General features: G+C 60.7%; 15 protein-coding genes. 11 read left to right on the forward strand and 4 right to left on the reverse strand.

The annotated features are described in order from the left end of the window. Positions 1 to 158 precede the first annotated feature (158 nt). Complete coding sequence (gene moaA, locus AC2T9U_RS05150) at positions 159 to 1,184, forward strand: GTP 3',8-cyclase MoaA (RefSeq protein WP_115030495.1); 1,026 nt, start codon at positions 159 to 161, stop codon at positions 1,182 to 1,184. Between the two features lie 20 nt (positions 1,185 to 1,204). On the opposite strand, the gene AC2T9U_RS05155 is transcribed toward moaA, so the two are convergent. Next, positions 1,205 to 1,609, reverse strand: coding sequence for a DUF3099 domain-containing protein (locus tag AC2T9U_RS05155; protein WP_181816038.1), 405 nt, complete (start codon positions 1,607 to 1,609; stop codon positions 1,205 to 1,207). Positions 1,610 to 1,777: 168 nt separating this feature from the next. Here AC2T9U_RS05155 and fabG point away from each other — a divergent pair, with 168 nt between their 5' ends. From fabG to AC2T9U_RS05170, 3 genes are all read left to right on the forward strand, one after another. Then, positions 1,778 to 2,491: a 3-oxoacyl-ACP reductase FabG gene (gene fabG, locus AC2T9U_RS05160; protein WP_115030491.1), complete on the forward strand. Its 714-nt coding sequence runs from the start codon at positions 1,778 to 1,780 to the stop codon at positions 2,489 to 2,491. 47 nt (positions 2,492 to 2,538) lie between these two features. Next, positions 2,539 to 3,297 carry an enoyl-ACP reductase FabI gene (gene fabI / locus AC2T9U_RS05165; protein ID WP_493696823.1) on the forward strand — a complete coding sequence of 253 codons (759 nt, stop codon included), beginning with the start codon at positions 2,539 to 2,541 and terminating at the stop codon, positions 3,295 to 3,297. Positions 3,298 to 3,472: 175 nt separating this feature from the next. After that, on the forward strand, positions 3,473 to 4,192 hold the full coding sequence (locus AC2T9U_RS05170; protein ID WP_493696824.1) for an N-acetyltransferase: 720 nt from the start codon (positions 3,473 to 3,475) through the stop codon (positions 4,190 to 4,192). A 67-nt stretch (positions 4,193 to 4,259) separates the two neighbouring features. On the opposite strand, the gene glgC is transcribed toward AC2T9U_RS05170, so the two are convergent. Next, a complete protein-coding gene (glgC, locus tag AC2T9U_RS05175; protein WP_208303503.1) occupies positions 4,260 to 5,525 on the reverse strand; it encodes a glucose-1-phosphate adenylyltransferase in 1,266 nt (421 codons plus the stop codon). A gap of 186 nt (positions 5,526 to 5,711) precedes the next feature. On the opposite strand from glgC, the gene glgA reads away from it, so the two are divergent. Next, positions 5,712 to 6,911, forward strand: a complete 1,200-nt coding sequence (gene glgA, locus AC2T9U_RS05180) for a glycogen synthase (protein ID WP_493696825.1) — start codon at positions 5,712 to 5,714, stop codon at positions 6,909 to 6,911. Between the two features lie 74 nt (positions 6,912 to 6,985). Here glgA and AC2T9U_RS05185 read toward each other — a convergent pair whose 3' ends face one another. Next, entirely contained in the window at positions 6,986 to 7,783 is a 798-nt protein-coding gene (locus AC2T9U_RS05185) for an Rv1486c family protein (protein ID WP_493696826.1), read from the reverse strand. A gap of 76 nt (positions 7,784 to 7,859) precedes the next feature. Here AC2T9U_RS05185 and AC2T9U_RS05190 point away from each other — a divergent pair, with 76 nt between their 5' ends. The 4 genes from AC2T9U_RS05190 to AC2T9U_RS05205 all read left to right on the forward strand — a co-directional run bounded on the left by AC2T9U_RS05190 (position 7,860) and on the right by AC2T9U_RS05205 (position 11,199). Continuing rightward, entirely contained in the window at positions 7,860 to 8,645 is a 786-nt protein-coding gene (locus AC2T9U_RS05190) for an ABC transporter ATP-binding protein (protein ID WP_115030480.1), read from the forward strand. 34 nt (positions 8,646 to 8,679) lie between these two features. Further along, complete coding sequence (locus tag AC2T9U_RS05195; protein ID WP_115030478.1) at positions 8,680 to 9,177, forward strand: NfeD family protein; 498 nt, start codon at positions 8,680 to 8,682, stop codon at positions 9,175 to 9,177. Between the two features lie 98 nt (positions 9,178 to 9,275). Next, on the forward strand, positions 9,276 to 10,334 hold the full coding sequence (locus AC2T9U_RS05200; RefSeq protein WP_258553145.1) for an SPFH domain-containing protein: 1,059 nt from the start codon (positions 9,276 to 9,278) through the stop codon (positions 10,332 to 10,334). A gap of 55 nt (positions 10,335 to 10,389) precedes the next feature. Next, entirely contained in the window at positions 10,390 to 11,199 is an 810-nt protein-coding gene (locus tag AC2T9U_RS05205) for a TrmH family RNA methyltransferase (protein WP_115030475.1), read from the forward strand. Between the two features lie 131 nt (positions 11,200 to 11,330). Here the strand turns inward: AC2T9U_RS05205 and AC2T9U_RS05210 are convergent, their stop codons facing one another. After that, positions 11,331 to 11,873: a YbhB/YbcL family Raf kinase inhibitor-like protein gene (locus AC2T9U_RS05210; protein ID WP_493696827.1), complete on the reverse strand. Its 543-nt coding sequence runs from the start codon at positions 11,871 to 11,873 to the stop codon at positions 11,331 to 11,333. Positions 11,874 to 11,987: 114 nt separating this feature from the next. Between AC2T9U_RS05210 and AC2T9U_RS05215 the strand changes: the two genes are divergently transcribed. Further along, on the forward strand, positions 11,988 to 12,767 hold the full coding sequence (locus AC2T9U_RS05215) for a lysophospholipid acyltransferase family protein (protein ID WP_493696828.1): 780 nt from the start codon (positions 11,988 to 11,990) through the stop codon (positions 12,765 to 12,767). Further along, positions 12,764 to 14,893, forward strand: a complete 2,130-nt coding sequence (locus AC2T9U_RS05220) for a RecQ family ATP-dependent DNA helicase (protein WP_493696829.1) — start codon at positions 12,764 to 12,766, stop codon at positions 14,891 to 14,893. The genes AC2T9U_RS05215 and AC2T9U_RS05220 overlap by 4 nt, the downstream gene beginning before the upstream one ends. Positions 14,894 to 14,908: the final 15 nt, after the last annotated feature.

Consider the following 14,908-nt stretch of genomic DNA (forward strand, 5'->3'; position numbering starts at 1 on the left):
ACTCGCTCGAACCCCCTGCAACCCCGCCCCGCCTCTTCAGCACTTCTGAGGTCCGCCACCATGGCAACAAAAGGAACCTCCATGACATGATCCTTCAACGACCGAGAACCGGGCACCCCACTCACCGGCCGTAACCACCACCGGAGGAGACGAACCCCATGGCCAACGGCACCCCCGCCACCACGTCGACCAGCACCGGGCCCCTCGGCGACAGATTCGGCAGAACGGCACGCGACCTACGCGTCTCCCTCACTGACCACTGCAACCTACGCTGCACCTACTGCATGCCCGCCGAAGGGCTCCAATGGATGACCCGCGCACAAATGCTCACCGATGAAGAACTCACCCGCGTCGTTGCGATCTTCGTTGAAGCAGGAGTCACCAAAATCCGCCTCACCGGAGGAGAACCGCTCCTGCGACCAGGCGTACCCGACCTCGTGCGTGCCTTCACCCAACTCACCCCCCGCCCCGACGTAGCCATGACCACCAACGCCGTCTTCCTTAAAAAACACGCCACCGCACTGGCTGAAGCAGGCCTAGACCGCGTCAACGTCAGCCTTGACACCATCGACCCCGACATCTTCCACCGCCTCACCCGACGCAACCGCCTTACTGATGTCATCGAAGGCCTTGAAGCTGCCGCTGAAGCAGGCCTAACCCCCATCAAAATCAATGCCGTCGCCATGCGCGGAATCAACGACCACGGCGTCACCGATCTCCTCGCCTGGTGCATCGAACGCGGCTATCAGCTGCGATTTATCGAACAAATGCCCCTCGATGCCCAACACGGCTGGGTCCGCGAAGACATGATCACTGCCGAAGAACTACGCAAAGAACTCCAAACCCGCTTTACCCTCACCCCTCTGAACGAAAACCGCGGAAGCTCACCCGCAGAGCACTACCTCGTCAACGAAGGCCCCGCCACCGTTGGCATCATCGCCTCAGTCACCGCGCCGTTCTGCCACGCCTGCGACCGCGTCCGCCTCACCGCCGACGGCATGGTGCGCAACTGCCTCTTCGCCCGCGGAGAAATGGACCTACGCACCCCCCTACGCGAGGGCGCCACCGACCGAGAACTCCTCTCCCTCATCCGCGGGGAAATGTGGCGCAAACTCCGCGGACACGGCATCGGCGAACCCGACTTCACCCAACCAGCCAGGCCAATGTCCTCCATTGGCGGCTAAAACACCCCACCATCAACACCTCACCCAACCCACCACGAACGCCCCGACGCCGGCGGCACTTGCGAGCCCTCAGTAGAAGACCCAGCATCACGAACAGCGACCTGTGACCCCCCAGCGCCTCCCGAAGAACCAGGACCGATAGCCCGCGTCGGACGCTCAAAACTTCCACGCGAAGAACGTTTCTCCTGCATATTCGCCAACATCACCGCCGGATACGGCAACACCACCGCCAATGCAACAAAAACCCACGCCACCCACTGCAACTCAAAAACAAACCAAAACACATACGCCAACACAAACGAAGCCGTACGAATCCCCATCGAAATCAAATAGCCACGCACACGCCGGTCATGATCCACCCTCGCAGATACCGGAGCATCCGAAATCGAATAAACGATCGGGCCATCCTGTTCGCTACGTGTCACCACTCCACGCTACTCCTACCCGCGAGTCACCGATACCCTCACCTCAACGGCCTTCACAGCCATAGACACAGGCTCGCCTCGCTCACGAACTACTCCCAGTCTCGTCCGAGCCACATAGAACAGAATCCAACACCGTCCCACGACGGAAATACCCAGAACGGAGACCCCATGACAGACGCGCGAACCGCCCTCATCACCGGAGGAAACCGCGGCATCGGCCTAGCCACCGCTCTGCGACTGCAAGAAGCTGGCTACCGCGTCGTGGTCGGCTCACGCTCCGGCCAAGCCCCCGAAGGCCTCGACGTAGTCACCCTCGATGTCTCCGACACCGACAGCGTCAATGACGGTTTCACTGCCGCCGAAGAACTCCTCGGCAGCCCCATCGAAATCCTCGTCGCCAACGCAGGAATCACCCGAGACATGCTCCTCATGCGCATGAAAGACGAAGACATCAACGACGTCCTAGACACCAACCTCGTCGGAGCCATCCGCTGCGCCCGCCGTGCCGCCAAAGGAATGCTCCGCCTCAAAAAAGGACGCATCGTCTTCATCTCCAGCATCGTTGGCACCAAAGGATCCCCAGGGCAAGTCAACTACGCCGCCAGCAAAGCCGGACTCATCGGCGCATCCCGCTCCCTCGCCCGCGAACTCGGCCCCCGATCCATTACCTCCAACGTGATCATGCCCGGCTTCATCGCCACCGACATGACCGACGAACTCCCCGAAGACCTCAAAGAGAGCTACCGCAAAGAAATCCCCCTCGGCCGCATGGGAGAAGCAACCGAAGTCGCCAACGCCGTAGAGTTCCTCGTCTCACCCGGCGCCTCCTACGTCAACGGCGTCGTCCTACCCGTCGACGGCGGATTCGCGATGGGAAGCTAACCAACCACGCCTTATCCCCTCACATCTGAAAGGAAACCCCACACACAATGCCGATCCTCGAAGGCAAAACCATCGCCATCACCGGCGTCCTCACCGAATCCTCAATCGCGTTCCACGTCGCCAAACTCGCCCAAGAACAGGGCGCAAACGTCATCCTCACCTCCTTCGGGCGCACGATGAAAATCACCAGCGCCATCGCCCGCCGACTGCCCACCACCGCCCCCGTCATCGAACTCGACGCATCTAAACCCGAAGACTTCGAAGCCTTCGCTGACCGCATCGGCGAACACAGCGACCACCTCGACGGCGTACTGCACTCCATCGGATTCGCACCCAAGCCCGCATTCGACTTCATCAACGCCACCTGGGAAGACGTAGCCCCCGCACTACACATCTCCGCCTACTCCCTCAAAGCACTCGCCGTCGCCGCCGAACCACTCATGCGCCCCGGCAGCGCCATCGTCGGGCTCACCCTCGATGCATCTGTTGCCTGGAACGGATACGACTGGATGGGTGTAGCTAAAGCCGCCTTCGAATCAACCTCACGCTACGTAGCCCGCGACATGGGACCCAAAGGCATCCGCTGCAACCTCATCGCAGCCGGCCCCATCAGCACCACCGCAGCAACATCCATCCCACAGTTCTCCCGCTTCGCTGAATGGGGCGAACACTCCCCGCTGGGATGGGACATCAGTGACCCCGTGCCGGCAGCCAAAGGATGCATCGCCCTGTTGTCAGACTGGTTCCCCGCCACCACCGGTGAAATCGTCCATGTCGACGGCGGATTCCACTCTCTGGGCGGCTAAACCAACACACCACAAAGAGGAACACACAGTGGCGTGAGCAGCGAACAAAACCTCTGCTCACGCCACTGATGCATCTGTCCAACCGTCACGTATCTCAGGAACTGTCTTGTGACGCCGATGAATCCGGCGACACGCCCACAGTCTCACGGGCTGGAACACAGCAAGGTTGAAGATCATGACCACGACCGCAAACCCTCACCACGCCCTCGGCCGTGACGTATGGACAGCCGCCCGTCACCCCCTCGCACGATTTCTGCGCGGACTCGCCGCCGGAGAACCCATCCCTAACGACGGCGCTTGGACCCGAGTCACCCCCTGGGGGCCAAACATCCAAGCCATACTCTGCTTCGGCACCCACTCAATCCTGGCCGTCTCCTACGACTTCACCGACAACCAGCTCGAAGAAATAGGAGTCAACGGCGGCCCAGAAGCCACCAGCGCCCGCGTGCTCAACCACCTCGCCGGCCCCACAGGCTGGATCGGTGCACCCAACATGCTCATGCTTGCCGCCGGCACCGGAAACGAAAACGGCGACTCCGAACCCCTCGTCAGCCGCCCCGACCTCAACCACCGACCCACCGTCGAAATCGCCCGCCGCACCATGACCGAAGTGCAAGTACTCGGCCACCCCAACCCCGAAGAACACGACGTCGTCGTCATCGGTAACGGCGTTGGAGGCCTACGCGGCATCACTGTCGAAATCGCCCCCGAACGGCGAGGCCAAGGACACGGCCCCGACCTGCTCCACCGCGCCTTAGCCAGCATCCCAGAAAACGAAGTCATCGCCTCAGCAGTTTTCGCAGGCGACGCCGCCATGGCAGCAGCGTTCATGACCGAAGGGTTCACCCACATCGGCAGCATCCAATACTTCAGCTCACGCCCCGAACGACGCTAACCAGCAGCGGCAGCGGGGCCAGCCGCAGTGAAACACCCACAACAGCCAACCCCGCTCACCACATCACTCACTCCTGCGCGCGCACAACCGCACCCTTAGGAACCACCACCACGCCGCCATCGCTGACATGCCAGCCCGCCGCACGATCCACCTCAGGGTCCACACCCACCGTGGCGCCGGGCTCAACCACCACGTTTTTATCGAGGATCGCGCGGCGAATCGTTGCCTTACGCCCCACCTTCACGTTGTCCAACAACACCGAATGATCCACCTCGCTATAGCTGTTTACCAGCACATTCGGTGAGATCACCGACCCATTGACTTTGCCACCAGAAATGATCGTCCCGTGGGAAGTGACCGAGTTCAGCGCCTCCCCACGACGCCCCTCCTCGTTATGCACGAACTTCGCCGGCGGATACGGTACCGACATGCTCGTAAACAACGGCCAGTCGTAGTTGTACAGGTTGAAGATCGGCTCTATCTGGATCAGATCCATGTTTGCCTCGTAGTACGAGTCAATCGTGCCCACATCACGCCAATACGCCCGGTCTCGATCGGTAGCGCCAGGGATCTCGTTGTTGTTGAAGTCGTAAACGAACCCCTCGCCACGGTCAACGAAATGAGGAACGATGTCCCCACCCATGTCGTGGTCGCTGTCCTCATTCTCCGCGTCTTGCATAATCACATCGCGCAGCACGTCAGCGTCGAAAACATAGTTGCCCATTGAGGCGAGAACTTCCTCCGGAGAGTCAGGCAAACCCTTAGCATCCGTTGGTTTTTCCCGCCATGCGCCAATCTTGCAGTTATCGGCCTCATCGACCTCGATCACACCGAACTGGTCAGCCAACGCAATCGGCTGACGAATCGCCGCGACGGTGATGCCCGCACCCGTCTCGACGTGTTGCTCAACCATCTGGCTGAAATCCATGCGGTAGACGTGATCAGCGCCAACCACCACAACGATGTCAGGTCGCTCATCGTCCAGAGTGTTCAAGCTCTGATAAATCGCATCAGCGCTGCCCATGTACCACTGCTTCCCTTTGCGCTGCTGCGCAGGGATAGGAGCCACATAGTTACCGAGCATGTTTGACATCCGCCACGTGCGCGAAATGTGCCGGTCGAGGGAATGAGATTTGTATTGTGTGAGCACGACCACCTTCAGGTAGCCGGAGTTCACGACGTTACTGAGAGCAAAGTCGATGAGGCGATATACGCCCCCGAAGGGGACCGCAGGTTTTGCCCGATCAGCAGTGAGCGGCATGAGTCGTTTGCCTTCACCGCCGGCCAGGACGATAGCCAAAACGTTGGGGTTGCGTTTCTTGGTCGTGGGCATGCCTCGAATCTAGTGATATTCCGCCCGCTGGTGTTCCGCGTGGACAAATGCGAACACCTCAGTGATCACGCTGTGGCACAGCGGGAATGGAGCCGGGGTGCAGAGACGTTCTATGAGTTCACTCACGAACGAGTCAGCTCTGACAGCTAGCTGCGACCAAGGGCAACAGGCGCATAAGGTCACCGTGTGCGAGCAGATATTTTGTCCAAGGAATACCCGCCGAATGTGTACGGCGGAGCCGGTGTCCATGTCGAAGAACTAGTTAAGGCTTTGCGGGCACGGGGTGATATCGATGTGCGAGTTCGTGCATTCGGTGACCCTGTCGATGAACCAGGAACCAGCGGCTACCCCGAACTGCCCGAACTAGCGCAGGCAAACGGCGCTATTCGAACCCTAGGCCAGGACCTTGCGATAGCAGCTGACGTTGTTGGCGCTGACCTTGTTCATAGCCACACGTGGTACGCGAACATGGCTGGCCATCTCGGATCTGTGCTGGCAGGGATTCCGCACGTAGTGTCAGCACACAGCCTGGAGCCATTACGGCCATGGAAAGCAGAGCAGCTCGGCGGCGGCTATCGCGTTTCTAGCTGGATCGAGAAAACAGCCTACGAAGCCGCCGCGGCCGTGATCGCAGTCAGCCACGGCATGCGCGCCGACATCCTTAAGTGCTACCCCGACCTAGACCCAGACAAAGTCAAGGTGGTGCACAACGGTATTGACGCGCACAAATGGGCCCCGGACCACTCAGATGCAGGCAAAGACCTTGTTCGCTCTCTAGGGGTGAACCCCGATGCTCGCTCAATCGTGTTTGTGGGCCGCCAAACCCGTCAGAAAGGGTTGCCGTACATGCTGCGTGCGGCGAAGTCGTTGCCACCAGATGTGCAGCTGGTTTTGTGCGCTGGCGCCCCTGACACTCCCGAAATCGGGGCCGAGATCGCTGCTTTGATGAAAGAACTGCAGGATACGCGCCAAGGCGTGGTGTACATCCCTGAGCATCTTCCACGTCACAAGGTGATTGCGTTGGAAACGAACGCCACCGTGTTCGCATGCCCCTCGATTTATGAACCGCTGGGAATCGTGAACTTGGAGGCAATGGCATGCGAAGCGGCCGTGGTGGCCACCGCAACTGGCGGCATCCCGGAGGTTGTTGTTGATGGCCAGACCGGGTGGCTGGTCGATATCGAGCAGGTCGATGATGGATCAGGAACTCCAGTTGATGAGGATGCTTGGGTTCACGATTTGGGCAATGCTTTGAATGAGGCTGTTGCTGACCCGCAGGAGGCGCGGCGTCGAGGTGCTGCTGGTCGAGCGCGGGCGGTGGAACAGTTCTCGTGGGACTCCATCGGCGATAAGACGATGCAGGTGTATGAATCTGTGCTCGTGTAGGTGAGTGGTACTGCTGTTGTTCTTGTGGGAGCGGAGATGGTTTGGTTCTTTTCTGGCTCCCGCAGGGACAGGGCCTAGTCGTCTTCGGGGTGGTTATTGCGCAGCCCGGCAAGGGTGAGGGCGGCGATGCAGGTAGCTGAAGCGAGTGCGGTGTCGGCGGCGATGGTGAGTCTGCGGAGTGCTTCGGCGCGGCGGTTTACTTGCTCGAGAGCGCCGTCGTCAGGCATCGCTAGTCCAAGGCGTGCCATATGTCCGAGTGTGGCGGCTTCATCAATGACGGCGCGGTGGCTTTCGGGTAGTGCATCAGGCAGGTAGGAGTTGCCGGTGTCCAGTGCGGCCTCAGCTAGGTCGCGTAGGCCGCGTGACTGCCAGGGCAAGTGTGTTTCGGCGAGGAGAGCTAAGGCGTTTTCGCGTTCGCTGGCTAGGGTGTGGCGAGTGTCACGTAGGGAGAGTGCTTCGAGTTGCCAGGTGGGGGTGGCGTTCGTTTCGTAGATCTTCCAGTGGGCTGTTGGTTCGGTGGAGGTTTCGGGGCGGGGGCGTTGGGCGTCGGGGATGCCGGGTTGGTTATCCCATCCGAAGGGGACGAGCGCGTTTCCGAGGGTGGGGGCAAAGACGCATTCGTTAGCTGTGGTTGCTGCTGAGAGTAAGGCGGAGGAGCCGTGAGGGCAGAGGGTGGGGTGACCGGGGTGGGGGAGCGCCGCCAGGACGACACGTTCGCCTAGGTCTGCCCAGGTTTCGATATGGGGTCGTATGGGTTCTGTGGTGTCGATGTCGGGGGCGATGAGCCGGTCTAGGGCTGCGGAGGGTAGGTGGCCAGTGAGGACGCGGGTTCCCCATAGGGCGAGTCTGATGGAGGCGGGGATGGGTGGCACGTGGTCATGGTAGGGGTGGTTGAGGAGGGGCCCAAGTGTGCGCGAGCGGACCACCATCTCGCATATGGTTTTTCGCATGAGCGATGTTCTGGACTTTTCCGAGGTGGGTGTGGTGCGGGGCGCCACCACGATCCTTCGTGACATTACGTGGTCGGTGGAGGAAGGCGAGAGGTGGATCATGCTTGGCCCCAATGGGGCAGGGAAGTCCACGTTGTTGCAGATTGCTGCGGGGCGTCTGCACCCCAGTTCTGGTGTTGCTGGGGTGTTGGACGAGGTGTTGGGCGCGGTGGATGTGTTTGAGCTGCGCGGCCGTATCGGTTTGGCGAGTTCTTCTGTGTCTGAGCGGATTCCAGCTCGAGAGACGGCTTTGGATGTTGTGCGGACTGCTTCATACAACCGTGTCGGGCGTTGGCATGAGCAGTACGAGGGTGTTGACACCGGTCGCGCGGAACGGTTGCTGGAGGCATTGGGGATGTCCCATTTTGCTGACCGTCCCTACGGCAAATTGTCTGACGGTGAGCGTAAGCGAGTGCAAATCGCACGATCGTTGATGACTAACCCGGAGTTGTTGCTTCTTGACGAGCCCACTTCTGGTTTGGATTTGGGTGGCCGTGAAGATTTGATCGCCCGGTTGAGTGCGTTTGCCCATGATGTGACCGCTCCGGCGATGGTGATGGTGACACACCACGTGGAAGAGATCCCACCGGGCTTCACAGATGCTTTGCTGTTGAAGGAAGGCAGCATCGTGGCGGCAGGTCCGCTGGAATCGGTGTTGACGAACGAGAACTTGTCGGAGGCGTTCGGGCTGTCGTTGACGGTGGAGCGTCGCGGTGACCGCTGGACGGCTTACGCGAACAGTTAAGGAGCCGAGCCAGCCCTACCCGTAGGAGGGTGCTGTGGAGAATCTTCCAGAGTGGTTGGTTCACAACGCGTGGGCGGCGTGGCTTGGTGCTGCGTTAATCCTTGCGGGGGTGGAGCTGGCGAGCGCTGATTTTGTGTTTCTCATGCTGGCGGCGGGCGCTTTCGCCGCCAGCATGACTGCTTTTGTGGTGGGTGCGCCGGGCCAGGTAGTGGTTTTCGCTGTGGTGGCGGTGTCGTTGATTTTCACGGTGCGGCCGGTGCTGAAGCAGCGGTTTTTAGCGTCGTTGCCGCAGTTCGCCTCGGGTAAGGAGGCGTATGTGGGGCGCCGTGGGGTGGTGGTGGAAGAGGTCACTGACTGTGGGGGCCAGGTGAAGGTTGATGGTGAGGTGTGGTCGGCGCGGTGGGCTGAAGGCGCGAGGGTGTTACCTGGCGCAGTGGGAGCTTGGGTGCAGGTGTCGGGGGTTGATGGGGTGACGCTGCTGGTGGTTCCGCATGTGGGGCCACAGGACGCGGTTTCTGGCGTGGGTGACTGATTTTGTGTGTTGTTTTTGTTTGCCGTCACTGGCGGTGGATGTTGAGTGCAATTGTGCTTGGTAGTTAGTTGTAGATGTTTTCGGGGAAGGATTTTGGCGTGGTAGCCACCATTATTTTGTTGCTGTTTTTAGCGGTGGCGGTTCTTTTGGTCGTGAAGTCGATCAAGATTGTTCCGCAGCAGACGTCGCTGATCATTGAACGGTTGGGGCGGTATTCACGGACGCTGGATGGCGGTATTTACGTCTTGGTGCCGTTTGTGGACACAGTTCGGGCGGGGATTGACTTGCGTGAGCAGGTGGTTTCGTTCCCGCCTCAGCCGGTGATCACCTCAGACAACCTGGTGGTCAACATTGACACGGTGATTTATTACTCGGTGATTGACCCTAAGAGCGCGATTTATGGGATCGCGAATTTCATTCAGGGTATTGAGCAGTTGACGGTCACGACGTTGCGGAACGTGATCGGTGCGATGGATTTGGAACAGACGTTGACTAGCCGTGATCAGATCAATGGCCAGTTGCGTGGTGTTTTGGATGAGGCGACCGGTAAGTGGGGGATCCGTGTGGCCCGGGTGGAGCTGAAGAGCATTGAACCGCCCGCGTCGGTGCAGGACTCGATGGAGAAGCAGATGCGTGCTGAGCGGGATCGGCGGGCAGCGATTTTGACGGCTGAGGGTGTGAAGCAGTCAGCGATTTTGAAGGCCGAGGGTGAAAAGCAGGCGGCCATTTTGAAGGCCGAGGGTGATGCCCAGTCGAAGGTGTTGGAAGCTCAGGGGCAGGCGCGAGCGATCCAGCAGGTGTTTGATGCGATTCACCGCGGTAAACCTGATCAGCAGTTGTTGGCGTACAAGTATTTGGAAGTGTTGCCGCAGATCGCGCAGGGTGACTCCAACAAAATGTGGGTTGTTCCAGGTGAGTTCACTGAGGCGTTGCGCGGGTTCGCGGGGGCTTTTGGCGGGAAGAACGGCCCGACGTTCCCTGCTGCGAGTAGCGGCAACACGCCGAAGTACACCGATGACGTACCGGAGGACAATCCGTTCGTGGATACGGATTTGGAGGATCCGCGGGAGGCGTTACGCCGGGCTCGTGAGGAAGTTCAGCGTTCAGAGGCAGAGGTGCACGACAGTGAGGCCCGCATGCGTGGGCAGCGACCGTGAGGTGAGGCCAGGGAACGTTTCGGCGGGGCGCGGTGTGGGTCGATAAGGTCCGTTCGTGCCGATCACTATCACTGATCCCGCCGATGAACGGGTCCGCGACTATTTTTCTTTGACTGATGTGAACCTGCGCCGTGCTCTTGAGCCTGCAGGCGGTTTGTATATGGCCGAGAGCGAGAAGGTGTTGCGGAGGGCGTTGGCGGTGGGGCATCGCCCTCGCTCGCTGCTGTTAGCTCCGCGGTGGGTGAATGAGCTGTCTGATCTCGTGGCTCAATTCGAGGGCGAGTCAGTGCCGGTGTTTGTGGGGGAGCATGAGGTCATCGAGGCGATGACAGGATTCCATCTACATCGGGGTGTGTTGGCGGCGATGCACCGCCCGCAGTTGCCCTCGGTTGAGGATGTTGTCCGGGGTGCGCGGCGGTTGGTGGTGTTGGAAGACATTGTTGATCACACGAATGTGGGGGCGATTTTCCGGTCCGCTGCGGCGTTGGGTGTCGATGGCGTGTTGGTGACGCCTAGGTGCGCTGATCCTCTGTACCGCCGGAGCGTGCGGGTGTCGATGGGGAATGTGTTGAATGTGCCGTGGACGCGGATTGAGCAGTGGCCTGCTGGGGCGGATTGTTTACGGCAGTGGGGGGTGTCGGTGGCGTCGTTTGCGTTGTCGGATGATTCGGTGACGCTGGATGAGTTGGCTGCTGATCCGCCGGAGCGGTTGGCGCTGGTGCTGGGCACTGAGGGGGATGGGCTGCAGCAGCGCACGTTGGCTAAGAGTGACGTGGTGGTGCGTATCCCGATGGGGCATGGTGTTGATTCGTTGAATGTGGCTGCGGCTTCAGCGGTGGCTATGTGGGCGTTGCGGGTGCGTTGATCGTCTCGTAAAAGATTGGCGGCAAGCCTGAATCGGGCGGGCTGTCTTCAGGCTTGCCGCTGGTTCATGTTGGTGAGAGCAGGGGCATGAGCTCGCTGTTCGGTACAGCCTGGTTTTTGTTAGTGGTGCGGTTAGGCGGGGATGGCGTATGTGCCGGTGAGTACTGCGCGTCCCACAACGTGTGTGAGTGCGAAGAAGTGGGCCTTGGCGGGGGAGAAGTCAGCGGTGATCCCGATTTCTTCGGCGGTGGCGTCCAGGGCTGTGACGGCAAAAATGTATCGGTGCGGGCGGTCGCCCGCGGGGGGAGCTGCTCCTCCGAAGCCGGCGTATCCGTAGTCGTTGTTGAGGTGGAAGGCACCAGCGGGGAGTTCTTCGCCGCCTTCGGCGCCAGCGTTGGCGTGCAGGCAAGTGGCGTTTCCGGGAATACCTACGGCAACCCAGTGCCAGAACCCTGAGGGGGTGGGGGCGTCAGGGTCGAAACAGGTGATCATGAATGATTTGGTGCCCGCGGGGGCGTCGTGCCAGGAAAGTTCGGGGGAGAGGTTATCGGTGCTGAAGTCCGCGGATTTGGGTAGGTCGCTGCCGTCTTTGAAGTCGACGCTGGTCAACGCGAATGGCGGCACGACGGGAAGCATGCTGTAGGGGTCGGGTGGGATAGGGCGTTCGAGGCTCATATCTTCACCCTAGGGGGTGAGTTGCGGCTGCGTCAGTGTTGAAGTGTCTTTCGGCGAGTAAGGGCATCCAGGCAGATCGTGTTCTGCCTGTTGGAGGCGGTAGTTTTGTACGCCATGGAGCCCGTTTACAACTCGGTCGTCGCTGTTGCCCGCACACTTTTCGCTGCCCAAGGTATCCGTTTCAGAGTGACGGGTTCGGAGAACATCCCCACAGAGGGTGGTGCGGTGATCGTGATGAACCACCTTTCGTACATGGATTTTGCGTATGCGGGTTTGGCGGCTCGCCCCAGCCGCAGGTTGATCCGGTTTATGTGCAAAAAATCGGTGTGGGATCACCCGATTGCTGGGCCGTTGATGTCGGGGATGAAGCACATACCGGTGGATCGTGAGAACGGCAGTCAAGCGTTTCGGGATGCGGTGAAAGCGCTGAAAGCTGGCGAGCTGGTTGGGGTGTTCCCTGAAGCAACGATCTCTCGCTCGTATGAGTTGAAGGAGTTCAAGACTGGTGCGATCCGGATGGCGCAGGCCACAGGGGTGCCGATCATTCCGATTGTGTTGTGGGGTACGCAGCGGATTTGGACGAAGGGGCATCCTCGTCGTTTGGGTTACAGCCGTACTCCGATTTCGTTGACGGTGGGCAAAGCGATTAGTGCGCCGAAGCAGGCACCGGCCGATGAGGTTTCTGCCACATTGCGCGCCGAGATGCAGCTGCTACTTGACCACGCGCAGGCCGAATATCCTCGCCTTGAGGGTGATGATTTGAAGTTTTTGCCGGCGCGCCTGGGTGGCACGGCTCCTACGTTGGCGGAGGCAAATGAAATGGACCGCCTGGATCGTGAGCGGCGTCGCGCTGCTGCGGCGCAGAAGAAACCCGGCACGGACAGCGCGGCGTGAGCGGGGCGGCCCGGTCAATCCCGTGGCAGGGCCCTGCCAGTGAGGTGATTTGTCGCCTGGCTGGGCCGGGTGCGCGGCTGCGTGATGACCAGGCCGAGGCTGTTGCTGCGTTGTCTTGTGATGGGGCGCGGGTGTTGGTGGTGCAGGCAACGGGTTGGGGTAAGTCGGCGGTGTATTGGTGCGCTACAGCTGCGCGTCGCGCCGCCGGGGGTGGTGCCACGTTGGTGTTGTCTCCGCTGTTGGCGTTGATGCGTGACCAGATTGAGGCGGCCCGTCGTGCTGGGTTGAACGCGGTGACGTTGAACAGTTCGAACGTGGATGAGTGGTCTGCGGTGGAGGGACAGTTAGCTGCCGGTGAGGTGGATGTGTTGCTCATCTCGCCGGAGCGGCTAGCTCATCCGACGTTTGGTCGGCGGGTGTTGTCGGCGTTGATGGGGAACATGGGGTTGCTCGTCATCGATGAGGCACATGCTGTCTCTGACTGGGGGCATGATTTCCGCCCAGATTATCGCCGTATCGCGCAGGTGTTGGCGCGGTTGGATGCCCAGGTTCCGGTGCTTGCGACCACGGCGACAGCCAATGCGCGTGTCACGCAGGATGTTGCATCCCAACTGGGTGAGGCGACAACGGTTTTGCGGGGTCCGTTGGGGCGGGACAGTCTCCAGTTGGCGGTGGTTCCACCGATGTCTGCGTTGCAGCGGTACGCGTGGGTGGCGCAGATGCTGCCGGTGTTGCCGGGGTCGGGGATTGTGTATGCGTTGACGGTTGCTGATGCGCAGCGCGCTACCTGCGCGGTTCAAGCTGTGCATGGAGTGGATTATCCGGTGGCGATGTATACGGGGCAGCTTGAGGCGGCTGAGCGTGCGTTACTTGAGGACAAGCTGCGCCGTAATGAAGTCAAAGCTCTTATCGCTACGAGTGCGTTAGGGATGGGGTATGACAAACCGGATTTGGGGTTTGTTGTTCATATGGGGGCGCCGCCGTCTCCGGTGTCGTACTACCAGCAGGTTGGGCGCGCAGGTCGTGGTATTGAGCATGCTCTTGTCGCCTTGTTGCCCAGCGCGGCTGATGAGCCGGTGTGGCGTCATTTCGCGACGGCGACGTTGCCTGATGAAGGCATGGCGCGCCGGGTTCTTGATGCTCTTGACACTGGTGAGCCGCAGTCAGTGCCTGCGTTGGAGGCGGTAACCGGGTTGCGTCGGGGACGTGTGGAGTTGCTGCTTAAACAGTTAGCGGTTGACCACGTGACTGAACGAACCCCGCAGGGGTGGGTGGCCACGGGTACGCCGTGGCGGTATGACGCTGACCATTACGCCGCCATTGTGCGGGTGCGTGAACGTGAAGCAGCGATCATGCGTGACTATGTGCAGGGCCGGTCGTGTTTGATGGAGTTGCTGCGCGCCAGCCTGGATGATCCGCAGGGTGGGCCGTGTGGGCAGTGTTCGGTGTGTCTGGGTGGGTTACCTGGCCCGTTGGTGCCGGCCGCCGATCCGGCGGTGGTGGCGGTGGTGGCTGAGCAGCTACGGAGCATTGATCATCGGCTGCCTGCTCGAAAAATGTGGCCGGGTGGACAGTTCGGGCGGCGTGGGCGAATCCCGGCGGGGGAGATGTCCCTTGAGGGGCGCGTTGTTATTGACATGGATGCCCCGCAGTGGTGTGAGGTGATCGAGTCGTGCCTGCAAGCTCCGGGTGATGCTCCGCGTGAGTTGTGTGAAGCGGCGGTGGGGGTGCTTCGGCGCTGGAGCGCTTCGTGGCCGCAACGTCCAAGTCTTATCTGCTCGTTGGCGACGTTAACGCACCCGCAGGGCCCGTATCCGGTGGCGGGGCAGGTCGCGTCGTATCTGGGCGCGGCGGGGCGGATCGAAGTGGGGAACTGGCTGGTCAGGCCCCCTGTGAGTGAGAAGGGGGAGCGCCCTGCTGGTGGCGTGGAGGCCGCGTTGTGGCAGGCAGCGATCGCATCCGCGCCGCCCCCGCAGCTATCTGGTGGGGGCGGTGTCGCTGGCCGGGATGTGCTGCTTGTTGTTGATCGCAGCGCTTCTGGGTGGCCGATTACGTTGGCTGGTGCGGCGCTTCGTCGATGGGGAGCTGGGTCGGTGCAGCCTCTTTTGCTGCACCGGTGCCCATGATTCACCTGGTTGGGT

This window comes from Dermatophilus sp. B7861-1, assembly GCF_058996045.1.